Source organism: Pantoea sp. AS142, assembly GCF_037152305.1.
Taxonomy (GTDB): Bacteria; Pseudomonadota; Gammaproteobacteria; order Enterobacterales; family Enterobacteriaceae; genus Pantoea.
Window position 1 is genome coordinate 225,832 of the sequence record NZ_JBBCMO010000007.1, and the last position, 25,756, is coordinate 251,587.

Sequence of the window (25,756 nt, forward strand, 5' to 3'; positions counted from 1 at the left end):
GCTACTGGCCCTCCATATTTAACGGGAAATGACAGGCGTAGAGATGGCTTTTACTGCCGGTGAGTCGTGGTGTTTCAATACATTTGCGCTGTGCATAGGGGCAGCGTGGCCCCAGACGACAGCCAATTGGCAGACTCTCCAGCGACGGGATCGCCCCTGACAGGGTATTGAGACGGCTTTTGTGCGGCAGGGCGCGACCAAAATCGGGCATTGCCCTAATTAGCGCCTGCGTATAAGGATGATGCGGCGTACTCATTAAATCTTCGCTCTGGGCGGTTTCCACGGTCTGACCGCAGTACATCACGTTGATACGGTCCGCCCACTGGCTCATGGTGCGTAGGTCATGACTGATCAGCAGAATGGTGGTGTTGTTATTCTGGTTTAGACGGCTTAGCAGGCGAAAAATCTGCGCCTGCGTGGTCGGCTCCATAGCGTTAGTCGGCTCATCGGCAATCAGCAGTCGTGGCTGGTTCGCCAGGGCAATGGCGATCATCACTTTCTGGCATTCGCCCTCAGTTAGCTCATAGGGGAAGCTGCGCATGATGTCTTTGTGATCTTTGATGCCGACGCGATGAAGCAGTTCGATGGCGCGGGTTTTGCGCCAGAACCAGAAGCGTTTTATCCACGGACCTTTGTAGGTCCAGCGCGGGATCACCTGCATCAGTTGACGACCGATGCTTTCAGAGGGATCCAGACAGGACTGTGGCTCCTGAAAAATCATTGAGACATTATGTCCGATAATGCGGCGGCGTTCGCGCGGCGACAGGCGCAACAGGTCCACATCATCAAACACCATGCGATCGGCGGTGACTCGCCAGTTATCGTTAGTCACGCCGCAGATAGCCTTTGCAACCAGACTCTTACCGGAGCCGGACTCACCGACAAGGCCACGGATTTCGCCTTCGCCCAGCGTCAGATTGACGCGATCGACCGCCTTGACCGGTCCGTCAGCGGTCATAAATTCAATGGTCAAATTACGGATATCGAGTAACGGCATTTATTCCACTCCCGCTTCGACGGCGCGACGGATGCCGTCACCGAGCAGGTTCACAATCAATACGCTGACCATCAGCGCCACACCGGGCAGCATAACGGTCCAGGGAGCGACGTAGATCAGTTCCAGCGAATCGCCCAGCATCGCTCCCCATTCCGGTGAAGGCAGCTGCGCGCCTAGGTCGAGAAAGCCGAGTGCGGCAATATCCAGAATCGCCATTGACAGTGCACGGGTAATTTCGGTGATCAACAACGGTAAAATGTTAGGCAAAATGGCGTAGAGCAGGATATTCCGTCCTCTGGCACCGTCCAGACGTGCCGCCACCACATACTCTTTTTCCAGCTCATCATGCACGCCACTGTATATTTCGCGTACCAGACGTGGCATCAGTGCCAGCCAGACCGCCAGCAGCGCGTGCTCCAGTCGCGGCCCGAGAAACGCCACCACGATAATCGCCAGTAACAACGACGGAAGAGAGAGCAGGGTATCCAGCACGTGGTTCATCACCGCCGAACGTATGCCGTGCGTCATGCCCGCCATTACGCCCAGCACCAGCGCGCCCAGCGTGGCGAACAATGTCACCAGAATCGCTGAACCCACCGTCGGGCCTGCACCGCTCAGCAGGCGGCTCAGCACATCCCGGCCCAGGTCGTCGGTACCCAGAAAAAATGAGACATCGCCGTAACGCGACCAGGATGGCGGCAGCAGCTGATAGCCCAGGAACTGCTGGTCGATACCGTAAGGCGCTATCAGACCGCCAAACAGACAGAGTAGCAGCAGCGCGCCAAAGCCATACAGCCCGACCATTGAAATCGGGTTGCCATAGAAATGATGCCAGCTCTGACGAAACGCGCTGGGCAGGCGTTTTTCGGCGTAGATATTATCGGAGGGCATACCATTCCTTATGTTTCAGCGGATTCATTGTCGCACCAATCACGTCAGAAATGACATTAACCAGAATCACCAGCCCGCCAATCACCATCACACCGGCGGAGATCGCAGCATAATCCTGCTGCCGAATCGCATTGATCAGCCAGCGCCCCAGACCAGGCCAGTTAAAGACCATCTCGGTAATCATCGCCAGCGTAAGCATGGTGGAAAATTGCAGGCCCAGACGCGGGATGACCGGTGGCAGCGCGTTATGCAGCACGTGACGGCGGATCACCGTAAAACGCGACAGACCGCGCGTAGCGGCCGCTTTGACATAATTTTTGTCCATCACGTCGCTGGTGCTGTTACGCAGTAGGCGAATCACTTCCGTTGTCGGAGCCATCGCCAGCACCAGCACCGGTAAAATCAGGTGGGTCAGGGCGCTGATTATCATCTCATGACGCCACGGTGAAGGACTCAGCCAGGCGTCAATGAGCGCAAATCCTGAGATGTTCTGTACCGGATAGAGCAGGTCGTGACGCCCTGACACCGGCAGCCAGCCCAGGGTGAGTGAGAAGAACAGCGTTAGCAGCAGCGCCAGCCAGAAAATTGGCGCAGAGAAGCCGATCAGCGCCAGCGCACTGATCGTTTTATCCTGCCATTTGTTGCGCATCACACCGGCACAGATCCCCAGCGGGATCCCCACTATCAGCGCGAACATAAATGCCATAATGCACAGCTCCATGGTAGCCGGGAAAACCTCGCGCAGTTGCAGGCCAATCTCCTGACCGTTGGTGCTGGAGACACCAAAATCAAACTGCAGCATCCCTTTGAACCAGAACCACCAGGCGTCGGAGAGCGCAGCACCTTCCAGCGGGGCGTTAGGGGTAAAGTAACTTAGGCTGAAGCTGACCAGCGACAGCAGAAACAAGGTAATGACCAGCAGCAGCAGACGCCGCAAAATATAGATAATCACTTACTTTTCCTTATCGCTTTCACGATAAACCCCGGCAAATGAGGCGTTGCCAAACGGACTCAGCACCAGTCCTTTAATATCATGACGAAACGCCTGCAGCCGCAAAGAGGATGCCAGCGGCAGCACCGGCAACGCCTGCGCCAGAACCTGCTGCGCTTTATCATAACTGTCGATGCGGCCAGAAAGTTGCTGTGATAACAGGGCATTTTGCAGCGTTTCGTCAAAGGCCGGAGAGCACCAGTGCGCGTAATTGGTCTGCGAGCGAATCGCCGCGCAGCTGAGCAGCGGCCGGAAGAAACTGTCTGGATCGTTACTGTCCGTGGCCCAGCCAGACAGTGTCAGATCATGATTCATTGCCATCAGCTGCGCTTCCTGAAAACGGCCCTCTACCGGCACAATCGTCAGCCGGACGCCAACCTGAGCCAAATCCGCCTGCAACAGTTCGGCGGTTTTCAGCGGGCTGGGATTCCAGGACTGCGACGCGGCCGGCACCACCAGCCGCAGATGCAGATCGCTGATGCCCAGAGCCGCCAGCGCGCTCCGTGACTTCTCCGGATCGTAGCCGGTAATGTGTGCATCATTATCATAAGCCCAGGAGGCGCGTGGTAATATTGAGGCGGCCGTTTCGGCGGTGCCGTAATAGATCGACTCCATCAACCGCTCATTGTTGATTGCCAGCGCCAGCGCGTGACGCACCTCAGGACGGTCGAGCGGCGGCTTGCGAGTATTAAAAGCCAGGTAGGCGATATTCATGCCGGGACGCAGCGTCATCCGCAGGCGCGGGTCATCGCGCAGGATGCTGAGCTGGCTGGCAGCGGGGTAGGCTAGCACGTCGCATTCACCGGTCAAAAGCTTGGAGAGCCGCCCGGTGCCGCCGGACCCGAGATCGATCACCGCCTGTTGCAGACGCGGCACCCCTTTCCAGTAATGAGGATTACGCGCCAGACGGATGTACTGACCGGTGCGGTATTCGCTAAGTTGATAAGGACCGGTGCCGACCGGCTGCCGATCCATCTCTTCCTGGCGGCCCTGAGCGGTCAGCTGGTCGGCATACTCTTTCGACAGCACGGGTGCATAGTGGGTCGCCATGTGCCACAGGAACGACGCATCCGGGCTGTTAAGCCTGAACTCGACCGTACTGTTGTCGATTTTCTTCACGCTCTGCACCGAATCGGCAAATTGCAGGCTATCAAAGTAGGGATAGGCGCCACCGTTGACCTTATGCCAGGGGTGATTACGGTCAAACATCCGCGCGAAACTAAACACGACATCGTCGGCGTTCAGCGTGCGGGTCGGGCGGAACTGGTTAGTCTGCTGAAACTGCACGCCGCTGCGCAGATGAAAGCGATACGTTGCGCCGTTATCGCGCACTTCCCAGCTGGACGCCAGATCGGGCTTGAGACGATAGGTGTAAGGATCGACATCCAACAGGCGGTCATAAAGTTGTGCCGCCAGCGTATCGACAGTCAGCCCGCTGCTGGCCATCTGCGGATTAAACGTATTCAGCGTGCCACTGACGCAATAGACAAAGCCGGTCTGGCGTATATCACCGGCAGGCGCTGACCACGCAGGGAGACTCAACACGCTGAGGCTGAACAATAGCGAACATAGTAGTTTTGACATAGAACTCAACGATTTTGAGGCATTAAACAGAGTGTATCGCAAAGCGGGCATTGTCCCAAAACCTGCAACCGCTGCCAGCCTGATTTCCATCATAGCGACGGTAAAAAAACGCACAGAAGGTGGGGTAATGAGAAAAATTCTCACTTGGGACTTTACAGATGATAATAAGAATGATTATTATTTATTTGCACTTCGACGGTGGCTCTACCGAAGAAGAGCACGACATTGCTCACATTGCTTCCAGTATCGTTGCCCGCCTGTTGGCGGGCTTTTTTTTATTTTTGACTGCAGCACTACATCTGAAGAGGATGGATCACCTCTGAAAGCGCAGGCGCTTCTAAAACAGTGCAGCGTGAAAAAACCGGGACGGAAAAGAGAGCAAACCCGATGTTATCTTTGCTGACCTCCCATCTATTTAAGCAGGACCTGAATAAATCCGGACTTAAGGTTTACAGAAACGCAGTGACTATAAGCCCAACTTCTGCTCACCCAATTCCTGGCAATGAAAAAATTTCAAAAAAGCGCTCAGGCTTTTCAGCATGTATCCTTTCGTTATCTGTTTTTGAGGCGTCTGTTCACCGTGCTGGGCAACGGAATTGCCCCCATTGCGCTGGCCTTTGCGGTACTGGATATTGACGGTTCTGCCTCTGATTTAGGGAGAGTGGTTCCGCAGGTCGTTCCTGCAACGCACCTGCGGCAGGCGAATGCTTTCATTCAGCTGGGGATTTATGGCGGTACGGTGATGAGGGCGTCGCTGGGGGGAATGATCATCGGCGCTGTCGTGCCGGGCTGGGGACTGGCAATTGATGCCCTGGGTTTTACCGTTTCTGCGCCGCTTTATTTCCTGATTCGTGTGAAATCGAATAAAGCCGCGGCTTCGCAAGGCACTATCCTGCGCGATATCAAAGAAGGCTGGGCAGAATTTGCCGGACAAAGCTGAATTTGGTCGATAGTCCTTCAGTTCGCCATGATCAACGTCGCCTTCAACGGCATCGTGGTGGTACGGGGTCCGATGATGGCGGATGCCTCATTCGGGCGTGCGCAATGGGGGATGATTGTAGCTGCCCATAGCGCAGGTTTGATTGCAGGTTCATTTCTGGCCATGAAATGGCATCCACGTCGTGACCTCTTTATTGGCGCTCTGCTGGCAGGTTTTTACGCACTACCGCTGTTTATGCTGAGCCAGAATGCTTCAGCAGCATGGCTCATCATGGGGTTCTTTATTGCAGGCGTTACATTGGGCCTGTTCGGCGTAATATGGGCCCACTCACTACAGACTTACATCCCACCGGATAAACTGGCTCGCGTGTACGCTTACGATGCAATGGGTTCCTTTATTGCCATCCCCTTTGGACAACTGGTCGCGGGGCGGCTGGCATCACAATATGGCATGAGCCATGTTTTGCTGATGGCAGCGCTGGCCGTGGTGATAGTTACGGCTGGCGTCAGTCTGGTGCCTGCCATCAGGCAACCTAAAAAATGGGGGCTAAGACGCACAACACATAATGGATAGGCGGCTTAACGTGAATAACAGCCCGGTTTATACCGGGTTGTTATTCACAAGGCAGAGAAAAAGAATCATGGGTCGTGGTGGCGTTAATTAACTCTCTGCTTTGATATCGTGCTTTTTCATCATTGCGCGCAACTGATGATAGGTGACGCCTAATAAGCCAGCCGCACGGCGCTGGTTATAACGTGCCTGTTGCAGGCTGGCTTCCACCAGATCCCGTTCCTGCTGATTCTGCCACTGACGCAGGTCCAGCGGCAAAGCAGGCAGCACGCTGCTATCCGCCTCCTGACTGGCCCGGCTAACCGAAACCGGTCCAGGGCGGGAAGCGAATGGGTTAATAATGACGTTATCCAGCGGCTGTTCGCTGCTGTTATGACGATATACCGAGCGCTCCACCACGTTTTTAAGCTCACGAACGTTGCCGGGCCAGTGATAATCGAGCAGAGCCTCCTGCGCCCGGGGCGTAAAGCCGGGAAACAGTAAAAGGCCAAGCTCGCGGCACATCTGGATAGCGAAATGGTCAGCCATCACCAGAATATCGCTGCGTCGTTCACGCAGTGGCGGTAACTGCACTACATCAAAAGCCAGACGGTCCAGCAGATCGGCGCGGAATTTCCCCGCTGCCGCGAGTGCGGGCAAATCTTCATTGGTGGCGCAGACCAGTCGCACATCCACCTGCAGGGAATGATTGCCGCCGACCCGCTCCAGCTGTCCATATTCAATCACCCTGAGCAGTTTTTCCTGCACCAGCATCGGTGCTGTCGCCAGTTCATCCAGGAACAGCGTGCCGCCGTCAGCACGCTCAAAACGCCCCAGATGGCGCTTCTGCGCGCCGGTAAAGGCGCCCGCCTCATGACCAAACAGTTCAGAATCGAGCAAATTTTCATTCAGCGCGGCGCAGTTCAGCGAAATAAATGGCCCCTGCCAGCGGTCAGAGAGATAGTGCAGTCGGCTGGCGATTAGCTCTTTACCCGTTCCGCGTTCACCAATTACCAGTACCGGTTTTTCCAGCGGTGCCAGTTTGGAGACCTGCTCCAGTACCTCAAGAAAATTGTTCGACTCACCCAGAAGATTATCGTTTGTGCCTGCCATGATGAATTTCACCACCCCTTAATCATTTTGACTATCTTAAAACAAGTACGAAGTGCTGTAAAATTTCTAATTATATAAAAATCAAATAGATATAAAGCTGGCATGCATTTTGTATTAGTGAGGCAGGGCATCACGTTTTAAAACATTAGAAGAGGAACATCATTATGGGTATTTTTTCTCGTTTCGCCGACATCGTTAATGCCAACATCAATTCCCTGCTTGAGCGTGCGGAAGATCCGCAGAAATTAGTCCGGCTGATGATTCAGGAAATGGAAGACACCTTAGTTGAAGTGCGTTCCACCTCTGCGCGGGCGCTGGCAGAAAAGAAACAGCTGTCACGTCGTATTGAGCAGGCGGAGATCCAGCAGGCGGAATGGCAGGAAAAAGCGGAGCTGGCGCTGCGCAAGGATAAAGATGATCTGGCGCGTTCCGCGCTGATTGAAAAACAGAAACTCACCGATCTCATCGCCTCTCTGAAACAGGAAGTGGGTCAGGTTGAGGATACGCTGGAGCGCATGAAAGGCGAAATCAGCGAGCTGGAGAAAAAACTGAGCGAGACACGTGCCCGTCAGCAGGCATTAACCCTGCGCCATCAGGCGGCCTCTTCATCACGCGATGTTCGTCGTCAGCTTGATAGCGGTAAAATCGACGAAGCGATGGCACGGTTTGAGTCTTTTGAACGTCGTATCGACCACATGGAAGCGGAAGCGGAAAGCCACGGTTTTGGTAAACCAAAAACCCTGGACCAGCAATTTACCGACCTGAAAGCGGACGATGAAATCAGCCAGCAGCTTAATGCGCTGAAAGCCAAAATGAACCGCAGTGAGTAATCAATGATGTTGCGATAAGTGATTAAGGAGAGTCAATGAGCGCACTTTTCTTCGCCATACCATTAACAATCTTCGTGCTGTTTGTCGCACCGATCTGGTTATGGCTGCATTACAACAACAAACGCAACGGCGGTTCGGAACTGTCGCAAAGCGAAATCCAGCGCCTGCAGCGCGTGACTCAGGACGCGCAGCGGATGCGCGAACGTATTGACGCGCTGGAAGCGATTCTGGACGCCGAACATCCAAACTGGAGACAGCCATGATTAAAGGCAAATTGTGGCGCAAGCCTGACGAAGGGAAATTTATGGGGGTTTGCGCTGGTCTGGCGGAGTATTTCGACATTCCGGTTCGTCTGTTGCGGGTTATCGTCGTGCTATCGATGTTCTTTGGACTGTTTCTCTTTACGGTGGTCGCCTACTTTGTGCTGGGTTTCGTTCTGGATGTGAAACCTGCCTCTGCCTCCCAGACTGAGCGGCAGCCCAGCGCCAGTGAACTGCTGGACCAGCTGGAGAGCACACTGCAACGGGATGAGCGCAGCGTGCGTGACCTGGAACGCTATGTGACGTCTGAAACCTTCAGCGTGCGCAGCCGCTTCCGCCAGATTTGATTAGGCGACTGCCGGGCCTGTGTCAGGCCCGTTCTCTCACTCAATGGAGGTGTTAATGTCTTTTTCGCGATCCACTGCTTTTCGTCACCGCGCGGCACCTGCATTGAAGTCGGCGGCTAAATTTATCATTATCAATGCTGTTACCTACGGTCCCGCCGGTGTCACTGGCTGGGCGGTGAAATCGGTAGCGCGACGCCCGATACGTCTGCTGCTGGCTGTGGCGCTTGAGCCATTGCTGAAACGCGTGATGAACCGCGTGGCATCGCGCTTCATCAGGGAGAACGATGAAAAGACTGCAAACTGAATTGATGGCATTAATGAACCGTGGCGTTGATCGCCACCTGCGTTTAGCTGTAACCGGACTCAGCCGCAGCGGTAAAACCGCCTTCATCACCTCACTGGTTAATCAGCTTTTAACCGTTCACAGCGGCGCGCGTTTGCCGCTGTTTTCCGTGGTACGGGATGAGCGCCTTTTAGGCGTAAAGCGAGTGCCACAGCGCGACATGGGCTCGGCCCGTTTTACCTATGATGAAGGCCTGGCACAGCTCTACAGCACGCCCCCTTGCTGGCCCACACCCACTCGTGGCGTCAGCGAAATGCGTCTGGCGCTGCGTTACCGTCCCAATGATTCGCTACTGCGCCACCTGAAAGAGACAGCGACACTCTATCTGGAGATTGTCGACTATCCCGGCGAATGGCTGCTGGATTTACCGATGCTGGCGCAGGATTACCTCGCCTGGTCCCGGCAGATGAACGGACTGCTGCAGGGCGATCGTGCTGAGTGGGCTAAGCCCTGGTGTAACCTCTGTGAAAAACTCGACCCGCTTGCACCCGCCGATGAAACCCAGTTGGCTGAGATTGCCGCCGCCTGGACCGACTATCTGCATCGCTGTAAATCGGAAGGTTTACACTTTATTCAGCCTGGCCGCTTCGTCCTGCCTGGCGATATGGCAGGCGCGCCCGCGCTGCAGTTCTTTCCCTGGCCGACCTCTGATGAAGCGCAACTGACTAAGCTGGCGCAGGCGGATAAGGGCAGTAACTTCAGTATGCTGCAGCAGCGGTTTAACTATTACTGCCAGCATGTAGTGAAAGGCTTCTATAAAAATCACTTCCTGCGTTTTGATCGCCAGATTGTGCTGGTTGACTGCCTGCAACCGCTTAACAGCGGACCCCAGGCGTTTAATGATATGCGGCTGGCACTGACGCAGCTGATGCAGAGTTTTCATTACGGTCAGCGAACCCTGTTTCGTCGGCTCTTTTCACCGGTGATCGACAAATTGCTGTTTGCTGCCACTAAGGCGGATCACATCACCAGCGATCAGCACGGCAATATGGTGTCACTGTTGCAGCAGCTGGTTCAGGATGCCTGGCAGAACGCGGCGTTTGAGGGGATTAGCATGGATTGTATCGGGCTGGCTTCGGTACAGGCGACGCAGAGCGGGCTGGTCGATCATCGTGGCGAGAAGATCCCGGCCCTGCGCGGCCATCGACTGGCGGACGGCGAGCCACTCACTGTCTATCCTGGCGAGGTTCCGCCGCGCCTGCCTGGTCATGCCTTCTGGCAGCAGCAGGGTTTTCAGTTTGAACAGTTCCGGCCGCAGCCGCTCGATGTCGATCGCCCGCTACCGCATATCCGCATGGATGCCGCGCTGGAATTTTTATTGGGAGATAAATTGCGATGAGTGATTCGCTGAAGCCGCGTATCGATTTTGCCCATCCGCTGGATGAGAGCAGCGCCACGCCGCTACGCCCGGCGCAGACCTTTGAAGCGCAAGCGCAGGCTGCCTTTCTGGCGGTGCAGGATGAAGACGTCGCTGTCGAAGAGGAGGGCGCAGGTGAGCGGGCGGTGGAAGCTGCGCTGAAACCCAAGCGCAGTCTGTGGCGCAAACTGGTCACCGCAGGTGCGCTGCTGTTTGGCGTCAGCGTGATTGCGCAGGGTATCCAGTGGACACATGACGCCTGGCTGGCCCGCGACTGGTTTTCACTGGGAAGCGGAGTGGCAGGCGGCCTGATCGTACTGGCGGGCTTGGGCGCCCTGACTACCGAGTGGCGTCGTCTCTATCAGCTGCGTCAGCGCGCTGAAGAGCGGGATGTGGGCCGTGAGCTATTGCACAGTCATGGCATCGGCAGAGGCCGGACGTTCTGCGAAAAGCTGGCGCAGCAGGCGGAACTGGATCAGGCGCATCCTGCCCTGCAGCGCTGGCATGCCTCACTGCACGAAACCCACAATGACAGCGAAATCGTACGCTTATATGCGCAGCTGGTGCAGCCGGTGCTGGATCGGCAGGCGCGGCGCGAAATCAGCCGTCATGCTGCGGAAGCCACGCTGATGATTGCGGTCAGCCCGCTGGCGCTGGTGGATATGGGGTTTATCGCCTGGCGTAATCTGCGGCTGGTCAATCGCATCGCGGCGATATATGGCATTGAGTTGGGTTACTTCAGCCGCATCCGGCTGTTCCGCCTGGTGTTGCTCAATATGGCCTTTGCCGGTGCATCGGAACTGGTGCGGGAAGTCGGTATGGACTGGATGTCACAGGATATCGCCGCGCGCCTTTCAACGCGTGCCGCGCAGGGTATAGGCGCAGGTTTGCTGACCGCAAGACTGGGCATCAAAGCGATGGAGCTGTGTCGTCCACTGCCATGGATGGAGCAGGATAAGCCCCGGCTCGGCGATTTCCGCCGCGAACTGCTGGGGCAGATGAAAGAGGCACTGCAGAAGGGCGGTAATAAGTCAGCCTGACCCCCTCGTGACAGGATAAAGGCGGTATTGCCGCCTTTATCCTGATTACTGTGACGGGCGCAGCACCTGCCGCGAATCGATAGTCAGACATTCACCCGGACACGCCGCTTCATCAGTGATGACAGGATTCTCTGGCAGCGTATAGGCCATGCCATTTTTCTCCCTGACAAAATGCGCCATCCCGGCAAACGTCCAGGACATGCTCAAGCCCAGCCCACCGAAATCATCATATTTTCGTAATGTTGCGACCTTCGGTAAGTACTCACCCGTCAGGCGATAATAGAGCGCGCCATTGAAATTTTTCGGTACCTGCTGGGTAATCGCCTGGTCGAGCAGGGCAAATTCCATGCGAGCCGGAACTGAGTAGCCGTTGATCAGATGCGTTATCGCCAGCGAGGCGGCCGCGATCACCAGCAGCGCATAAAATTGATTTTTCCATTTTAATTTTTTGCTGATTTCAAACAGGCCGAGGATGAACGCGCTGGTGGTGATCAGCGCACCGGCAATTAGCGTACGGTAAGCCGCCATGCTCTCACTGACAATCAGATTAGGCAGTGCGGCGATCAACAGTAAGACAAACATCAGATAAAATTTGTCGTTGCCAGCCGCTTTAATTTTCTTAAGCCCAAAGCCAATAATGATCGATGAGATGATCACCGACACTGTTTTTGCGCCGAGGTCAAAGTTGCAGATAACGTTCTTAAGGTATTCGCTGAAAAACCATTTCAGTTTAACCGGGACGTCGTAGCTGAACGCGGAACGCGGCAGCGAATGGCCATAAAGCTGGACGGGCAGTACTTTCGAGGCAACGAGCGCTGCGAACATTCCTGCGCCCAGCACCATCAGAGAGATTACCGCGCGCTTCTTATCGATTTTCCGCTCTGAAAGGCACAAATCCAGTGCGGCAAAGAAGGTAAAGCTCATCGCGGCAGGTTGATAAAGACAGAAGGCAATGGTCAGCAGGCAAAACGCGATAATGCGACCTGTGATGCCCGGTTTTATCGAGAAGCGGTAGCTGGCACCCGCCAGTAGAATTGCAGCGATATAGGGAAAACAGGATGCCCATGCAACATAAACCTGAAATGAAGGCAGCAGACAAAGCAATAACGCAAAGGTGATTCGCTGAGCCTGGTTCTCCATCAGCGCTTCTTTCTGACATAGCGCATAAATGTAGTATCCGGTAAAGATGAGCAGAACAATTGCGACAGAACGCAGCAGCGCCAGGCGTGCTACGCTCTCCACCAGGAAAGAGGCGCTGTACTGAATAATGCCATATACCGGTCTGCCGGATAACGTGTCCCAGTTTAAAATACTGAGCTTATCAACGTTGGCCCAGTAGAGGTTCGTCCAGTCATCGGTATAGGCATAATGCGTTAAATACGCGGGGCTGTAGGCAATCAAAAAAACTATCGCAAAAAGCAAAAAAACCTTCCGGCGGGTCAGGCCATTATTTGTGGCGAGCATCTGTCATCCTTTGTAATCTGTCCATCTTCTCAGCTCCTGAAAGGGCTGTTCAATCAGAGTCCTGAGGCGGTTCTGTTTTTGCCGCGGTGGATTTTCGCAAAATATAGCGAGGCCGGTTTTTGGTTTCCATGTAAATGCGCCCGATATATTCACCTAACACACCAATGCCAATAAGCTGAACGCCACCGAGGAACAGCACGGAAACCAGGATAGAGGGATAGCCTGGCACTGGGTTACCAAACAGCAGCTTATCCAGGATCATCCAGAGTCCATAGAGAAAAGCCAGCGAGGCCACCAGAAATCCCAGATATGACCAGATGCGCAGAGGAACCGTTGAGAATGAGGTCAGTCCCTCCAGCGCAAGATTCCACAGCTTCCATCCGCCGAATTTGCTGTGGCCTGCAATCCGCTCAGTGCGCACATATTCCACGATGTCCGTCTTTCCGCCGACCCAGCTCAGAATCCCCTTCATAAAGAGATTTTTCTCGGGCAGCAGTTTAATGTTCTCAACCACCTCACGCGACATCAGCCGGAAATCACCGACGTTTTCTTCAATCTGCGGATGGCTGATGCTGTTATGCAGTTTGTAAAACCAGCGGGCGCTTTTACGTTTAAGGTGACCATCGGCACGTCTGTCAATGCGCTTAGCTAACACGATATCAGCACCCGCCTGCCACTTGCTGATCATCTCAGGAATAATCGTGATGGGGTCCTGCAAATCTACATCTATCGGGATAACGGCATCGCCGGTTGCGGCTTCCAGTCCGGCAAATAGCGCCGGTTCTTTACCGAAATTACGAATAAAAGAGAGGCTGCGCACCAGTGGATCGCGCTGGCTCAGTTGGGTAATCAGCGTATGCGTTGCGTCTGTACTGCCATCATCGATAAAAACGATTTCAACCTGCCAGGCTGCCAGCACGTCATAGTCTCTGACCGCGTGATAAAAAAGAGGAATGACGTCCTCTTCATTAAATACCGGTACCACCAATGAGATTTTCATTATTCTCCTTTGAATATGACAAAGCGGGAAAAAAGAAAGCCGCACACCAGGCTGATAGCGGATGAGACGATCAGTGTAATAATTGGATAGAGGCCGATTCGATCAGCCAGATAACCAACGCTGAATGCCATCGCGCCCATAAAAACTACGTAGAGAATATATCGCCAGGTCGTGGCCTGCTGCTTAAAGGTCCAGCGCGCATTAATAAAAAAAGAGAAGGTGACGGCCAGGCAAAAAGCGATCAGGTTAGCAGTAGACTGGAACAAACCCATACGGAGGCAGATAAAAAAAGTCACCCAATGGATCAGCGTATTTATCAGACCCACAGACAGATATTTTGCAAAGAAAGTCAGCATTTTATAATCATTTCAAATCAGTTGGGAAAAAATATACAGCAATCAGACAGCAATCAACAGTCTGGTGCTGACAAAGACTGACAATCAGCGGCTATAAACAGAGACCAGAAGGGCAGTACAAAAGTCCGCCATACGCGCCGACACTGTCAACTTTTCCTGACAGACACCTTTCTGCTGCTGCGCCACATAGCGTATTATTAACTTATCTGAACCTGATTAAGGCGAACGCAATGCGTCTGGAAGTGTTCTGTCAGGACCGTATCGGTCTGACGCGTGAACTGCTCGATCTGCTGGTGGCACGTAACATTGATTTACGGGGTATCGAAATTACGGCGCTGGGCCGCATCTACCTGAACTTTTCTGCACTGGAATTCGACGCCTTTAGTAATCTGATGGCGGAAATCCGACGTACACCGGGCGTGACAGATGTGCGCACGGTTACGTACATGCCTTCTGAGCGGGAACATCGCGCGCTGAGCGCGCTGTTGGTGGCGATGCCGGATCCGGTTTTCTCGATCGATCTGAAAAGTAAGGTTGAACTGGCAAATCCGGCCGCCCAGAACCTGTTTAATCTCGATGAAGAGAAGATGCGCAACTTTAGTGCCGGAAACCTGATCAACGGTTTTAACTTCATGCGCTGGCTGGAAAGCGATCGGGTTGAAGCGCAGGCGCATCACGTCGTCATTGAGGGCCGCGATTTCCTGATGGAAGCGCGTCCTATCTACCTGCCAGGCGAAGAGGGCCAGAGCGATCGGCCGGTAGGGGCAATGGTGATGCTGAAGTCTACTGCTCGCATGGGGCGTCAGTTACAGAATCTGGTGGTCACCGACGAATCGGAGTTTGACCATATTATTGCCGTCACACCAAAGATGCGTCAGGTGGTTGATCAGGCGCGCAAACTGGCGATGCTCGATGCGCCATTACTGATTGTGGGCGACACCGGCACAGGAAAAGATATGCTGGCACGCGCCTGTCATCTGCGCAGCGCTCGCGGGAAAAATCCATTCCTGGCGTTGAACTGCGCCTCTCTGCCTGACGATGTCGCTGAAAGCGAACTGTTCGGTCATGCAGCCGGCGCCTATCCTAATGCGCTGGAAGGTAAGAAAGGCTTTTTTGAGCAGGCTAACGGTGGTTCTGTATTACTGGATGAAATCGGTGAGATGTCACCGAGAATGCAGACCAAGCTGCTGCGTTTTCTCAATGATGGTACCTTCCGCCGCGTCGGCGAAGAGCATGAAGTGCATGTTAATGTACGGGTGATCTGCGCTACGCAGAAGAACCTGATCGAGTTGGTGCAGCGCGGGGAGTTCCGTGAAGATCTTTTTTACCGGCTCAATGTGCTGACGCTGCAACTGCCGCCTCTGCGCGATCGTCCGCAGGACATTCTGCCGCTGACCGAAATGTTTGTTGCCCGCTTCGCGGATGAGCAGGGGATGGCGCGGCCGCGACTTTCGCCACAGCTCAATGCTTTTCTGACCCGCTATGCCTGGCCAGGCAATGTACGTCAGCTAAAAAATGCAGTTTATCGCGCGTTAACTCAGCTGGAAGGATATGAACTGCGTCCGCAGGATATCGTGTTGCCCGAGCAGGCGCTGGATACGTCACTGGGCGATGAGGCAATGGAAGGGACGCTGGATCAAATCACCAGCCGTTTCGAACGTTCGATTCTGACGCGGCTCTATCTTTCCTATCCCAGCACCCGAAAACTGGCAAAACGGCTTGGCGTGTCGCACACCGCAATTGCCAATAAACTGCGTGAGTATGGTTTGGGGCAGAAGCGTACCGACAGCGAATAAGCAGCAAACAGACGGTGAGATGCGGATTATCCGCTCAATTGCTTACAACCGACTCAGGGCGAGTCTGGCAGCATTAAATTTCCCTAACGCGCAGGGAACAGGGGCAGAGGAGGAAAGCGTCCCGCGCCTTGGACGGGGCGGGCCGAGCGGTCATGGATTGGCTTTTGCGTTTTCCCAATCTGGCCCTGTTTTCTGTGCAGGCTCGGTCTCACCGCTAATGGAGCCAGAAACTGTCTGCAATGTCGGCGGATAATCCGGTATATCCGCTTTTTATTATGACTTCAGCGCGGCCAGCGCGGTGTCATAATCAGGTTCAGTGGTGATTTCATCCACCAGCTGGCTGTAGATCACCTTATCGTTCTCATCAAGCACAATCACCGCTCGTGCAGTCAGCCCTTCCAGCGCTCCATCGGCAATTTCCACGCCATAATCATATTTAAATTCTGAACCGCGCAGCGTCGATAGCGTCACCACGTTGCTTAGGTTTTCTGCGCCACAGAAGCGCGACTGGGCAAACGGCAGATCAGCAGAGATGCATAACACCACAACGTTATTCAGCTCGCTCGCGGCCTGATTGAACTTGCGCACCGATGAAGCACAGACACCGGTATCAACACTCGGGAAAATGTTCAGAATTTTGCGTTTTCCTGCATACTCAGAGAGCGCTACGTTAACCAGGTTTTTTGCTACCAGCGTGAAAGCTTTGGCTTTATCGCCAGCCTGAGGAAACTGACCAGCAACCGGTACCGCGTTACCCTGAAAATGAACAGTCTGAGACATAGTGATTCCTTTTGATGATAAAAAAGATCTGACACAAATCGGCTAAAGATAGCCGTTGTTTATGACATAAATGTTAAGGGTTTACGAGTTCAATTGTTGAATTTAACGTGGCGGTCTGCCACTGCGTCACACATTGTGGAGTGGAAATGAGAACGGTAAAAAGTTATCCCGAAGCCTGGCCGTTGCATACGCCGTTTGTGATTGCCCGTGGAACCCGAACCGAAGTCAAAGTGGTGGTGGTTGAAATTGAGGAAGCGGGAGTTAAAGGCATAGGTGAAGCGACGCCCTATGCGCGCTACGGTGAAAGCGAGAGGTCGGTGCTGGCGCAAATCGCCACGCTACTGCCTGCGTTGCAACAGGGCATGACGCGCGAGGCGTTACAGCAGGCGCTGCCCGCCGGGGCTGCGCGCAACGCCATTGACAGTGCTCTGTGGGATCTCGCCGCAAACCAGCAGCAGAGCAGCCTCTGGCAACTCAGTGGCGTGAGCGCACCGCCGGATGTGGTAACCGCACAGACCGTCAGTATTGATACTCCCGAGGCGATGGCCAGCAGTGCACTGGCGCTGTGGCAGCATGGCGCAACACTACTTAAGATTAAGCTGGATAATAATTTCATTACTGAGCGTCTGATAGCGATACGCGCCGCAGTGCCGGAGGCGACCCTGATAGTGGATGCGAATGAGTCCTGGCACGCTGAAGGCCTGGCGGCACGCTGTCTATTGCTGGCAGACATCAATGTGGCGATGCTGGAACAACCACTGCCCGCGGGTGAAGATGCGGCGCTGGAGAACTTTGTCCATCCATTGCCGATTTGCGCCGATGAGAGCTGTCATACCCGTGACAGCCTGGCGTCACTGCGTGGCCGTTATGAGATGGTCAATATCAAGCTGGATAAAGCGGGCGGGCTGACCGAGGCGCTGGCGCTAGCTGAAGCGGCTCAGCAGCAGGGCCTGGCGGTGATGCTCGGCTGCATGCTCTGCACCTCCAGGGCGATACGCGCCGCGCTGCCGCTTGTCCCCCAGACCCGCTTTGCCGATCTCGACGGACCGACCTGGCTGGCGGTGGATGCAGAACCGGCGATCAAAGTGCGCAACGGTCAACTGATCATTGCTGCCAGCGCAGCAGATTAACCATCATCTCAAGGTAAGATTCGGTGGCTTCATCCACTGAAATTACCGGCATTTCAGCGGTCACGCAGGGCAGACTGAGATCGTTACACCAGCTGCCGAATGAGCCTGGCGTGTCATAACCTACACTGCTGACACGGGGAAGGCCGGTATGGCTGGCCAGCCAGCCACCAATCTCCACCTGATGCGGGTCGTCAATACACCCTAGCGGTTCATGCCATGAGACAATCCAGCGCGGTTTCAGCTGATGAATCAACGCACAGAGCGCCTGGGTTTCCGGTTCAGAAGCCGGATGAGTGCCGGTAGAGAGCGCGACATCGCGCGCATCGGCAGCGCTATTCCAGCGATAAACCGTCTCGCCTGACAGCCAGTTCGCCGCCGGGAAGTTGCGGTTGAGATCGACGCCGTTTGCGTTCGCGCGCAGTCCGAGCTGACAGCCATCAGGATTGACCGCTAACACCACGTGGTGGTGCCGCATTCCATCAGGCAGCGTCCGTAATGCAGCGGAGAGGGTGGCGATGGCCGCATTCTCATCGCCGTGGGTGCCAGCCAGGATCAGCCCGCTTTCGGTGTCGCCCAGCGACGCTGGAAACCACAGCAGCGGCGCACCCAGTACTGAGCGGCCATACTGCTGATACGGAGCGTCCAGTTTGCCGCGCAGGGGACGTGGATGTAGTGGCGACATAGTTATTTCCTCACAGGGTTTTACTAAAAGTAGCGGAAAAGCGGTGTGCGGAAAATAGCTATTTATCCGTCAGCCATTTGCGTTAAAGTGCCCTGCACAAGCTGCATCGGCATCAGACTGGTACAGCGCTTCTTTGGGGTAAAGGAGTGATAATGGTTAAGACCTTTCGCATGACGCTGGCAGCAATCAGCCTGAGCAGCGTTATCACACCCGCCATCTCGGCGAATCCACCCGCTGGCGCGCAGCTGGCTGAACAGCAGCAGATTGTTCGTCATATTAAAGATGAACCCGCTTCGCTCGATCCGCTTAAAGCGGTAGGGCTGCCAGAAATTCAGGTTATTCGCGATCTGTTTGAAGGACTGACCAATCAGGATGCGCAGGGCAAAATCGTGCCGGGCGTGGCGCAGAGCTGGAGCAGCAGCGATAACAAAACCTGGGTCTTCACTCTGCGTAATAACGCTCGCTGGTCGAACGGTGATCGGGTCACCGCGCAGGATTTTGTCTACAGCTGGCAGCGGCTGGTCGATCCGAAAAACAGTTCAGCCTTTGCCTGGTTCGCGGGCTTAAGTGGTATTGAAAATGCGGCAGCAATAACTAAAGGCGAAATAACGCCAGACAAGCTGGGTGTGGTGGCGCAAGACAACAGCCGCCTGAAAGTGACGCTGGATCGTCCGGTGCCCTGGTTCCCGGCGCTGGTTGCCAACGTCGCGCTGTTTCCGGTGCCACAGAAAATTATTGCGCAACAGGGCGACAGCTGGACGGCACCCGGCAAATTGGTGGGCAACGGGGCCTATCAGCTTAGCGAGCGGGTGGTGAATGAAAAAATCGTACTGACACGCAATATCCACTACTGGGATGATGCGCATTCGGTGCTGACCAAAGTAACCTTTGTGCCAATTAATGAAGAGTCGAGCGCCACCAAACGTTATCGATCCAACGATATTGATATCACCGAATCGTTCCCCAAAGAGATGTATGGGCTGCTGAAGAAAACCCTGCCGGGAGAGGTTTACACGCCTGACCAGTTAGGCACCTATTACTACGCGTTTAACACGCAGAAGGGGCCGACTGCCGACGTGCGGGTTCGCAAAGCGCTCTCATGGTCTATTGACCGGAAGATCATTGCGGAAAAAGTGTTGGGAACCGGGGAAAAACCGGCGTGGCATTTCACCCCCGATGTGACTGCGGGCTTTAAGCCGCTGCCTTCATTCTTACAACAGCACGATCAGAATAGCCTGAACGCGCAGGCCAAAGCGCTGCTGACTTCGGCCGGCTATGGTTCCGGTAAGCCGCTGAAACTCAAACTGCTCTACAACACCTCCGAGAGCCATCAGAAAATTGCGATTGCCGTTGCCTCAATGTGGAAAAAAAATCTCGGTGTGGATGTCACGCTGGAAAATCAGGAGTGGAAAACCTACATCGACAGCCGTAATAGCGGAAACTTCGATGTGATCCGCGCCTCGTGGGTCGGTGACTACAATGAGCCCTCCACCTTTCTGAATCTGCTGACGTCAGGCAACAGCAGCAACATCGCACGCTTCAGCAACGCGGATTATGACGCGGTTATCGCCACAGCAAGCCGCGAGACCAGCGATCAGGCGCGTAACAGCGATTACAACCGTGCCGAGCAGATCCTGGCTGAACAGGCACCTATCGCTCCCATCTATCAGTACACCAATGGTCGCCTGATTAAACCCTGGGTCAAAGGCTACCCCATCACCAACCCTGAAGATGTCGCCTACAGCCGCGAACTGTGGATTGAAAAACATTGAGCGCAGGTGGCCGGTTAACCGGCTACCTCCAGACAACTTTCTACACAGCCCGGAGATTGCAACTCAACGCCGTCACGCTAGACTGTATCGTATTGATTTTAGTAGTGAGGCGACGGTGTGGACGTAATTGAAGGAAAAGCATTACAGGTTTCAGATGCCATAATTTCCTGCCAGCTGGATGGCAAGGGTGGAATGATCCCTATTGCAGAGGATGAGGTGATCCAGTGTGAGCAGCCCTGCTGGCTGCATCTGAATTATACCCATCGTGAGAGCGCGGAATGGCTGCAGTCGACGCAACAAATCCCCGATGCCGTGCGTGATGCTTTAGCGGGCGACAGCATGCGCCCACGCGTCAGCAGGCTGGGTGACGGTTTCATGATCGTGCTGCGCAGCGTCAACCACAATAGCGATGCGCGCCGCGACCAGCTGGTAGTGATGCGGGTTTTCATCAACGATAAGCTCATCGTCTCGACCCGGCGGCGTAAAGTCTCTGCCATCGATGAAGTGCTCACGGATTTGCAAAAGGGCAACGGCCCGATTGACTGCGGCAGCTGGCTGGTCGATGTCTGTGATGCCCTGACCGATCACACCAGCGAATTTATCGAGGAGTTACATGACAAAATCATTGAGCTGGAAGATGCGCTGCTTGACCAGCGGATGCCAGCGCGTGGTGAGCTGGGCCTGCTACGCAAACAGCTGATTGTAATGCGTCGTTATATGGCCCCGCAGCGTGATGTTTATGCCCGACTGGCCAGTGAAAAACTGGCCTGGATGGATGACAGTGAACGACGCAGGATGCAGGAAATCGCCGATCGACTGGGCCGTGGGCTGGATGATCTTGATGCGGGTGTGGCGCGTACCGCGATTCTGGCCGATGAAGTCACCTCAGTGATGGCGGAATCGATGAACCGCCGCACCTATACCATGTCCCTTATGGCGATGATTTTTCTGCCAGCCACGTTTCTGACCGGGCTGTTCGGGGTCAACCTGGGCGGCATTCCGGGGGGCGAATGGCGATACGGTTTCGCTATCTTCTGTTTGCTGCTGGTGGCACTGGCGGTGGGGGTGGCGGGCTACCTGCGTAAACGGCGCTGGCTCTAGCTTACCACCTGACAGCTTTATGCGCAGCGTTTGGGTTATTTGCTCGGAAGATTCATTAAAGGGGAAAAAAGCTGATCGACATCAAGAAGCCAATGTCACAGCTGACGCAAACTCTCCCCCGCAGGTGAATGCAACGTCAAGCGATGGGCGTTGCGCTCCATATTGTCTTACTTCCATATTTAGAATTATTGCATAGCACATTTAATTCGAAACATGCCGGCCAGTGTGCCGGCTTTTTTTTGTCCGCCTGGCTTTAACGTCGTTCCTTACCTAAGCTTAAAGTCCATTCGCAAGAAAAGGAGTACGGCATGAGCGCGATTCTTAATAGCGAGCCGATCCCTACGGATCCGCTTCCGATTCCTGAGCCGATTCCCCAGCCGCAACCTCAACCTGATCCGCCGACAGATCCGGAATTTCCGCCGATAATGGATCCACCGCCACACCGCAACATATAAAAAAAGGGCGTGCTGTAAGCAGCACGCCCTTAACCTTTTCCGGTGCTTATTTAATCTGAAGCACATCCAGACGCGCGCTGAGATCCGGTGCATCCTCTTCATCAGCCCGCCAGCCTACAGGTTGCAGCGGCAGGGATTCACGGTCAAAGGCGAGATCGCCGCCATCTACTACCGCATCGCCATGTTTGATGCCTTTAAAATCGAATAGCTTGACATCTGCCAGGTGCGATGGCACCACATTCTGCATCGCGCTGAACATGGTTTCGATACGGCCAGGATAGCGTTTATCCCAGTCACGCAGCATATCGGCCACCACCTGACGCTGCAGGTTCGGCTGAGAACCGCAGAGGTTGCATGGGATAATCGGGAACTGACGCGCTTCTGAGAAGCGGATGATATCCTTCTCGCGGCAGTAAGCCAGCGGACGGATCACAATCTGCTTGCCATCGTCGCTCATCAGCTTTGGCGGCATTCCTTTCAGTTTCCCGCCGTAAAACATGTTCAGGAACAGGGTTTGCAGGATGTCATCGCGATGGTGGCCCAGCGCAATTTTAGTGCAGCCCAACTCAGACGCGACGCGATAAAGAATGCCACGGCGCAAGCGTGAGCAAAGAGAGCAGGTGGTTTTGCCTTCTGGCACCTTATCTTTGACGATAGAGTAGGTATCTTCTTCGATAATCCGGTACTCAACGCCCTGCGAGTCAAGATATTCCGGCAGGATATGCTCGGGGAAGCCCGGCTGTTTCTGGTCGAGGTTTACGGCAATCAGGCTGAAGTTGACCGGCGCGCTTTTTTGCAGACTGCGCAAAATTTCCAGCATAGTATAGCTGTCCTTGCCGCCCGACAGGCAGACCATGATGCGGTCGCCGTCTTCAATCATATTAAAATCTGCAATGGCTTCGCCGACGTTACGACGCAGACGTTTTTGCAGTTTATTAAGGTTGTACTGTTCTTTCTTGTCAACCGTTTGATTATCTTGCATTTTTCACTGTCTCTAAAATCAAAAGGGGCATACAAGGGGCAAAAAATGTAGATTGGCAGCTTAACGTTGAGCATATCGACCTGCTCGCCGTTCATCTCTTCAATCCAGGTGGCATAGATCTCATAGACCCTCTGCGCGTTTTCATGCCCCATCTGATTCGCTATAAAAGAGGGGTTCGCACCCGCCGACAACAACCAGCAGGCAAAAGCATGCCGCGTATGGTACGGATTGTGCGTGGGAATGCTAGATCCAGAGCAATTATTCCCATCAAAATATTCTCTAAGATGTAACCATATGGCATAGTCTTGGATAACATTTTAAGGGATTAACATATGTCTAAAATTACCGTCAGAGCTGGTAGCGATCATTTGGCTTCGATTGCTAATGCTAAGCCAATCGTCGCCTTATCCGAATTGATATGGAATGGATTCGATGCAAAATCTGTAAATGTAGAGGTTGTCACTCAGCTTGAGCCTCTTCTCGGCAGTATTTCTTGTATTCAAATCAAGGACTCGGGCTCAGGCATCCCATTTCAACAAGTGAATGATGTCTTTGGTAATCTTGGTGAGTCTTGGAAGAAGCAGGCTCGGCTTAATGGAGATAGATCGCTACATGGTCAGTTCGGTCAAGGTCGATTCAAGTCTCTATCATTAGGTGCAAATGTACGTTGGGAAACGGTGTATGAGCGAAGCGGAAGTTTTTTCACCTACACGATTACCACCGATGCAAATCGTATCGGTGATTTTATCATTGGGGATCATCATGAATGTGATGAAAGACTGACTGGAACAATTGTCGAAATAACCAACTTATCGGAATCAGCGAAGGAATTGCAAAGCGAAGATATTATCCCTGCACTCACTAAAGAATTTGCATTGTTCCTTATCGAATATCCAGCAAGAAAGCTTTCTTTTAATTCTGAAATAGTTAATGCTAATGATGCCTGGTCAGATAAAAGCGATTACGAAATTGGTGAAGTTGGCCGAGAAGATGGTGTGCGCTTTAATGCCTCTATTTCGATAATTGAATGGAATCAAAAGGTGCAACGAGAAATACATTATTGTGATGAAAATGGGTTTTCTCTTTTCAAAGAAAAGGTAGGGCCCATTATCCGAGCCCCAGGATACGACTATATGTCAAATGCGGTTATTTCCGTGAAAAGGCAGCTTCAAATGAATTAAGTCTAAGTGATTTAGTTCCTGAGATTAAAAAAATAAAAGATGCAGCAATAGAAGTAGCCAAAGAGCATTTCCTTGAGCGCGCATTGCATGATAGATCACAAGTTGTGGATGAGTGGAAAAAAGAGCAAATATATCCCTATGATGAAAACACACACCTGCAGCCTGCTGATGTTATTGAAAGACAAGTTTTTGACATTCTGGCGGTGAATGTTCAGAGCTATTTAAAAAATTTCAACTCCGCTGATAAAACCACCAAAAAGTTTACTTTTAAACTCCTTTCCCAAGCTATAAAAGAAAATCCAGCATCAGTCCAGAAAATAATAACTGAAGTTCTAGAGTTGAAGAAAAAAGAGCAAGACGATCTGGCTGAATTGCTTGAAAGAACAACTCTTTCTTCAATTATTAGTGCTTCTAAAATAGTCACTGATCGGTTGAATTTCTTAAATGCTCTAGACAATTGTGTACATGACATTGAAACTAAAAGAACTTTTTTAGAGCGAGATCAGTTACATAAAATTCTTGAAAAGGAAACATGGATATTTAGAGAAGACTTTTTATTGGCCGGAAGTGAAGATTGGTTAGAGGAAGTCTTGCAGAAGCATATCAAGCATTTAGGTAAAAGAGAAGCTGAGACGACAGAATACGGGGTTTTAGAACCTGTTCTCCTTCCTGGCGGTAAGAGGGGCAGGGTCGATCTAATGTTTGCTAAATCCAGACAACCCAGTGAAGGTTATACAGAATATTTAGTTATAGAATTAAAAAGACCCTCACAAAAGGTTGATATGGATGTGATTTCACAGGTTGAAAAATATGCCATGGCTGTTAGTGCGGATGAGCGATTTGACCATGCGAAATCAAAATGGACATTTATAGCTGTCTCAAATTCGATGGACCAGTTTGCTGCGCGTAAGACTAATCAAAGGGGGCGTGAAAAAGGAAAGGTAATGGATGATGCCGATATAAATGTTGAAGTATGGGTGATGACGTGGGCAGAAGTTATTAATGCTGCTAGAGCAAGATTAAGCTTCTTCAAAAAGCAACTAAAATATGAGGCAAGCAGAGAAACTGCATATGGATATTTGGAAAGGACGCATAAAGAGTATATCCCAAAGCCTGCTATCAAACCCGCTGCAAAAGTATAGGGGAAATGCCCCTAACTATTGGGTCTAAATAGCTAACCTGTTATTTAGCATATCAATTTGCTCGCCATTCAACTCTTCAATCCATGTCGCGTAGATTTCAAAACCATCTGCGCGTTTTCATGCCCCATCTGATTAGCTATAAAAGAGGGGTTCGCACCAGCCGATAACAACCAGCAGGCAAAAGTATGCCGCGTATGGTACGGATTACGGCGGCGAATGCCAGCACGTTTTATAGCGGCATTCCAGCGCGCACCAATGGACGAAAGGGAATAGAAAGGTTTCTGCACACCCTTTTGCGGTCTGGGCACGAAAACGAACCTAACCTTCTGCTTCTCAGTCGATCCATACTCTCTGTGATGAAAAATTATCGTAGTGCGCGGCTGTAGCTCGGTGATCATTCGCTGAGCCTTCAACGCATCAAGCGCGGGCTGCAGGAGTTTAACGGTGCGATCACCGGCTCTTGTCTTTGGTGGGCCGAACATTTTGAGCGCGGTCAGATTGCGGCGCACATGCACAATGCCGTTCTGCAGATCAACATCCTCCCAGGCCAGCGCCGCGATTTTGTAAGCATCCCTATATAGCGGACCATTCACATTTAGAGATCTTCCGACATACTGACTATGTCCCCGGAGGAGATCACCATGCGCAAAGCCCGATTCACCGAACACCAGAT

The 25,756-nt window shown here is 53.1% G+C and carries 24 protein-coding genes and 3 pseudogenes; 14 read left to right on the forward strand and 13 right to left on the reverse strand.

Annotation, left to right across the window (positions count from 1 at the left end):
* Window position 1 precedes the first annotated feature (1 nt).
* From sapD to sapA, 4 genes are read right to left on the reverse strand one after another with little or no spacing between them, the layout of a single operon-like run.
* Entirely contained in the window at window positions 2-997 is a 996-nt protein-coding gene (sapD, locus tag WFO64_RS14725; RefSeq protein ID WP_337012843.1) for a putrescine export ABC transporter ATP-binding protein SapD, read from the reverse strand.
* Entirely contained in the window at window positions 998-1,888 is an 891-nt protein-coding gene (sapC, locus tag WFO64_RS14730; RefSeq protein ID WP_337012844.1) for a putrescine export ABC transporter permease SapC, read from the reverse strand.
* Window positions 1,875-2,840, reverse strand: a complete 966-nt coding sequence (gene sapB / locus WFO64_RS14735; protein WP_337012845.1) for a putrescine export ABC transporter permease SapB — start codon at window positions 2,838-2,840, stop codon at window positions 1,875-1,877. Before sapB ends, sapC begins: the two co-directional genes overlap by 14 nt.
* Window positions 2,841-4,463 carry an ABC transporter substrate-binding protein SapA gene (sapA, locus tag WFO64_RS14740; RefSeq protein WP_337012846.1) on the reverse strand — a complete coding sequence of 541 codons (1,623 nt, stop codon included), beginning with the start codon at window positions 4,461-4,463 and terminating at the stop codon, window positions 2,841-2,843.
* 170 nt (window positions 4,464-4,633) lie between these two features.
* Between sapA and WFO64_RS14745 the strand changes: the two genes are divergently transcribed.
* Window positions 4,634-4,786, forward strand: coding sequence for a hypothetical protein (locus WFO64_RS14745; RefSeq protein ID WP_337012847.1), 153 nt, complete (start codon window positions 4,634-4,636; stop codon window positions 4,784-4,786).
* A 179-nt stretch (window positions 4,787-4,965) separates the two neighbouring features.
* Window positions 4,966-5,969, forward strand: a pseudogene (locus WFO64_RS14750) (MFS transporter).
* A gap of 94 nt (window positions 5,970-6,063) precedes the next feature.
* On the opposite strand, the gene pspF reads toward WFO64_RS14750, so the two are convergent.
* The gene (gene pspF / locus WFO64_RS14755; RefSeq protein WP_337012848.1) at window positions 6,064-7,065 is read right to left on the reverse strand and encodes a phage shock protein operon transcriptional activator; all 1,002 of its coding nucleotides are present in this window, start codon (window positions 7,063-7,065) and stop codon (window positions 6,064-6,066) included.
* Window positions 7,066-7,229: 164 nt separating this feature from the next.
* On the opposite strand from pspF, the gene pspA reads away from it, so the two are divergent.
* The 6 genes from pspA to WFO64_RS14785 are packed head-to-tail and all read left to right on the forward strand — an operon-like array spanning window position 7,230 to window position 11,242.
* Complete coding sequence (gene pspA / locus WFO64_RS14760) at window positions 7,230-7,895, forward strand: phage shock protein PspA (RefSeq protein ID WP_337012849.1); 666 nt, start codon at window positions 7,230-7,232, stop codon at window positions 7,893-7,895.
* 35 nt (window positions 7,896-7,930) lie between these two features.
* Window positions 7,931-8,158, forward strand: a complete 228-nt coding sequence (gene pspB / locus WFO64_RS14765) for an envelope stress response membrane protein PspB (RefSeq protein WP_010244592.1) — start codon at window positions 7,931-7,933, stop codon at window positions 8,156-8,158.
* Window positions 8,155-8,502 (forward strand): envelope stress response membrane protein PspC, encoded by a 348-nt coding sequence (pspC, locus tag WFO64_RS14770; protein WP_337012850.1) that lies wholly within the window; start codon window positions 8,155-8,157, stop codon window positions 8,500-8,502. Before pspB ends, pspC begins: the two co-directional genes overlap by 4 nt.
* A gap of 55 nt (window positions 8,503-8,557) precedes the next feature.
* The gene (gene pspD, locus WFO64_RS14775; protein ID WP_337012851.1) at window positions 8,558-8,806 is read left to right on the forward strand and encodes a phage shock protein PspD; all 249 of its coding nucleotides are present in this window, start codon (window positions 8,558-8,560) and stop codon (window positions 8,804-8,806) included.
* Window positions 8,787-10,184, forward strand: a complete 1,398-nt coding sequence (locus tag WFO64_RS14780; protein ID WP_337012852.1) for a YcjX family protein — start codon at window positions 8,787-8,789, stop codon at window positions 10,182-10,184. The genes pspD and WFO64_RS14780 overlap by 20 nt, the downstream gene beginning before the upstream one ends.
* The gene (locus WFO64_RS14785; RefSeq protein WP_337012853.1) at window positions 10,181-11,242 is read left to right on the forward strand and encodes a YcjF family protein; all 1,062 of its coding nucleotides are present in this window, start codon (window positions 10,181-10,183) and stop codon (window positions 11,240-11,242) included. Before WFO64_RS14780 ends, WFO64_RS14785 begins: the two co-directional genes overlap by 4 nt.
* A 45-nt stretch (window positions 11,243-11,287) precedes the next feature.
* Here WFO64_RS14785 and WFO64_RS14790 read toward each other — a convergent pair whose 3' ends face one another.
* From WFO64_RS14790 to WFO64_RS14800, 3 genes are read right to left on the reverse strand one after another with little or no spacing between them, the layout of a single operon-like run.
* Window positions 11,288-12,706: a hypothetical protein gene (locus WFO64_RS14790; RefSeq protein WP_337012854.1), complete on the reverse strand. Its 1,419-nt coding sequence runs from the start codon at window positions 12,704-12,706 to the stop codon at window positions 11,288-11,290.
* Window positions 12,707-12,755: 49 nt separating this feature from the next.
* Complete coding sequence (locus WFO64_RS14795) at window positions 12,756-13,706, reverse strand: glycosyltransferase family 2 protein (protein ID WP_337012855.1); 951 nt, start codon at window positions 13,704-13,706, stop codon at window positions 12,756-12,758.
* Window positions 13,706-14,062 carry a GtrA family protein gene (locus WFO64_RS14800; RefSeq protein WP_337012856.1) on the reverse strand — a complete coding sequence of 119 codons (357 nt, stop codon included), beginning with the start codon at window positions 14,060-14,062 and terminating at the stop codon, window positions 13,706-13,708. The genes WFO64_RS14795 and WFO64_RS14800 overlap by 1 nt, the downstream gene beginning before the upstream one ends.
* A gap of 230 nt (window positions 14,063-14,292) precedes the next feature.
* Between WFO64_RS14800 and tyrR the strand changes: the two genes are divergently transcribed.
* Window positions 14,293-15,858 carry a transcriptional regulator TyrR gene (gene tyrR / locus WFO64_RS14805; protein WP_337012857.1) on the forward strand — a complete coding sequence of 522 codons (1,566 nt, stop codon included), beginning with the start codon at window positions 14,293-14,295 and terminating at the stop codon, window positions 15,856-15,858.
* Between the two features lie 273 nt (window positions 15,859-16,131).
* On the opposite strand, the gene tpx is transcribed toward tyrR, so the two are convergent.
* Window positions 16,132-16,638, reverse strand: a complete 507-nt coding sequence (gene tpx / locus WFO64_RS14810) for a thiol peroxidase (protein ID WP_337012858.1) — start codon at window positions 16,636-16,638, stop codon at window positions 16,132-16,134.
* Between the two features lie 146 nt (window positions 16,639-16,784).
* Here tpx and ycjG point away from each other — a divergent pair, with 146 nt between their 5' ends.
* Window positions 16,785-17,768, forward strand: coding sequence for an L-Ala-D/L-Glu epimerase (gene ycjG / locus WFO64_RS14815; RefSeq protein WP_337012859.1), 984 nt, complete (start codon window positions 16,785-16,787; stop codon window positions 17,766-17,768).
* On the opposite strand, the gene mpaA is transcribed toward ycjG, so the two are convergent.
* Window positions 17,743-18,450, reverse strand: coding sequence for a murein tripeptide amidase MpaA (mpaA, locus tag WFO64_RS14820; RefSeq protein ID WP_337012860.1), 708 nt, complete (start codon window positions 18,448-18,450; stop codon window positions 17,743-17,745). The genes ycjG and mpaA overlap by 26 nt on opposite strands.
* 152 nt (window positions 18,451-18,602) lie before the next feature.
* On the opposite strand from mpaA, the gene WFO64_RS14825 reads away from it, so the two are divergent.
* Complete coding sequence (locus tag WFO64_RS14825) at window positions 18,603-20,222, forward strand: peptide ABC transporter substrate-binding protein (RefSeq protein ID WP_337012861.1); 1,620 nt, start codon at window positions 18,603-18,605, stop codon at window positions 20,220-20,222.
* Between the two features lie 117 nt (window positions 20,223-20,339).
* Entirely contained in the window at window positions 20,340-21,323 is a 984-nt protein-coding gene (zntB, locus tag WFO64_RS14830; protein WP_337012862.1) for a zinc transporter ZntB, read from the forward strand.
* A gap of 501 nt (window positions 21,324-21,824) precedes the next feature.
* On the opposite strand, the gene ttcA is transcribed toward zntB, so the two are convergent.
* Together ttcA and WFO64_RS14840 are read right to left on the reverse strand one after the other, a co-directional pair.
* Complete coding sequence (ttcA, locus tag WFO64_RS14835) at window positions 21,825-22,760, reverse strand: tRNA 2-thiocytidine(32) synthetase TtcA (protein ID WP_337012863.1); 936 nt, start codon at window positions 22,758-22,760, stop codon at window positions 21,825-21,827.
* Between the two features lie 56 nt (window positions 22,761-22,816).
* Window positions 22,817-22,996 (reverse strand): annotated as a pseudogene (locus WFO64_RS14840) (tyrosine-type recombinase/integrase); the annotation flags it as partial.
* Window positions 22,997-23,092: 96 nt separating this feature from the next.
* On the opposite strand from WFO64_RS14840, the gene WFO64_RS14845 reads away from it, so the two are divergent.
* Together WFO64_RS14845 and WFO64_RS14850 are read left to right on the forward strand one after the other, a co-directional pair.
* Complete coding sequence (locus tag WFO64_RS14845) at window positions 23,093-23,941, forward strand: ATP-binding protein (protein ID WP_337012864.1); 849 nt, start codon at window positions 23,093-23,095, stop codon at window positions 23,939-23,941.
* A gap of 104 nt (window positions 23,942-24,045) precedes the next feature.
* On the forward strand, window positions 24,046-25,083 hold the full coding sequence (locus WFO64_RS14850; RefSeq protein WP_337012865.1) for a hypothetical protein: 1,038 nt from the start codon (window positions 24,046-24,048) through the stop codon (window positions 25,081-25,083).
* Window positions 25,084-25,107: 24 nt separating this feature from the next.
* Here the strand turns inward: WFO64_RS14850 and WFO64_RS14855 are convergent.
* Window positions 25,108-25,756 (reverse strand): annotated as a pseudogene (locus WFO64_RS14855) (site-specific integrase); the annotation flags it as partial.

Excerpts from the sequence above, each read along its gene's own strand:
- pspB (WP_010244592.1), top strand. The coding sequence starts at position 7,931 with ATGAGCGCACTTTTCTTCGCCATACCATTAACAATCTTCGTGCTGTTT.
- mpaA (WP_337012860.1), bottom strand. The coding sequence starts at position 18,450 with ATGTCGCCACTACATCCACGTCCCCTGCGCGGCAAACTGGACGCTCCG.
- ttcA (WP_337012863.1), bottom strand. The coding sequence starts at position 22,760 with ATGCAAGATAATCAAACGGTTGACAAGAAAGAACAGTACAACCTTAAT.
- WFO64_RS14780 (WP_337012852.1), top strand. The coding sequence starts at position 8,787 with ATGAAAAGACTGCAAACTGAATTGATGGCATTAATGAACCGTGGCGTT.
- WFO64_RS14790 (WP_337012854.1), bottom strand. The coding sequence starts at position 12,706 with ATGCTCGCCACAAATAATGGCCTGACCCGCCGGAAGGTTTTTTTGCTT.
- sapC (WP_337012844.1), bottom strand. The coding sequence starts at position 1,888 with ATGCCCTCCGATAATATCTACGCCGAAAAACGCCTGCCCAGCGCGTTT.
- tpx (WP_337012858.1), bottom strand. The coding sequence starts at position 16,638 with ATGTCTCAGACTGTTCATTTTCAGGGTAACGCGGTACCGGTTGCTGGT.
- sapD (WP_337012843.1), bottom strand. The coding sequence starts at position 997 with ATGCCGTTACTCGATATCCGTAATTTGACCATTGAATTTATGACCGCT.
- WFO64_RS14825 (WP_337012861.1), top strand. The coding sequence starts at position 18,603 with ATGGTTAAGACCTTTCGCATGACGCTGGCAGCAATCAGCCTGAGCAGC.
- WFO64_RS14845 (WP_337012864.1), top strand. The coding sequence starts at position 23,093 with ATGTCTAAAATTACCGTCAGAGCTGGTAGCGATCATTTGGCTTCGATT.
- sapA (WP_337012846.1), bottom strand. The coding sequence starts at position 4,463 with ATGTCAAAACTACTATGTTCGCTATTGTTCAGCCTCAGCGTGTTGAGT.
- ycjG (WP_337012859.1), top strand. The coding sequence starts at position 16,785 with ATGAGAACGGTAAAAAGTTATCCCGAAGCCTGGCCGTTGCATACGCCG.
- pspC (WP_337012850.1), top strand. The coding sequence starts at position 8,155 with ATGATTAAAGGCAAATTGTGGCGCAAGCCTGACGAAGGGAAATTTATG.
- tyrR (WP_337012857.1), top strand. The coding sequence starts at position 14,293 with ATGCGTCTGGAAGTGTTCTGTCAGGACCGTATCGGTCTGACGCGTGAA.
- pspD (WP_337012851.1), top strand. The coding sequence starts at position 8,558 with ATGTCTTTTTCGCGATCCACTGCTTTTCGTCACCGCGCGGCACCTGCA.
- WFO64_RS14785 (WP_337012853.1), top strand. The coding sequence starts at position 10,181 with ATGAGTGATTCGCTGAAGCCGCGTATCGATTTTGCCCATCCGCTGGAT.
- WFO64_RS14795 (WP_337012855.1), bottom strand. The coding sequence starts at position 13,706 with ATGAAAATCTCATTGGTGGTACCGGTATTTAATGAAGAGGACGTCATT.
- pspA (WP_337012849.1), top strand. The coding sequence starts at position 7,230 with ATGGGTATTTTTTCTCGTTTCGCCGACATCGTTAATGCCAACATCAAT.
- WFO64_RS14800 (WP_337012856.1), bottom strand. The coding sequence starts at position 14,062 with ATGCTGACTTTCTTTGCAAAATATCTGTCTGTGGGTCTGATAAATACG.
- pspF (WP_337012848.1), bottom strand. The coding sequence starts at position 7,065 with ATGGCAGGCACAAACGATAATCTTCTGGGTGAGTCGAACAATTTTCTT.
- WFO64_RS14745 (WP_337012847.1), top strand. The coding sequence starts at position 4,634 with ATGATTATTATTTATTTGCACTTCGACGGTGGCTCTACCGAAGAAGAG.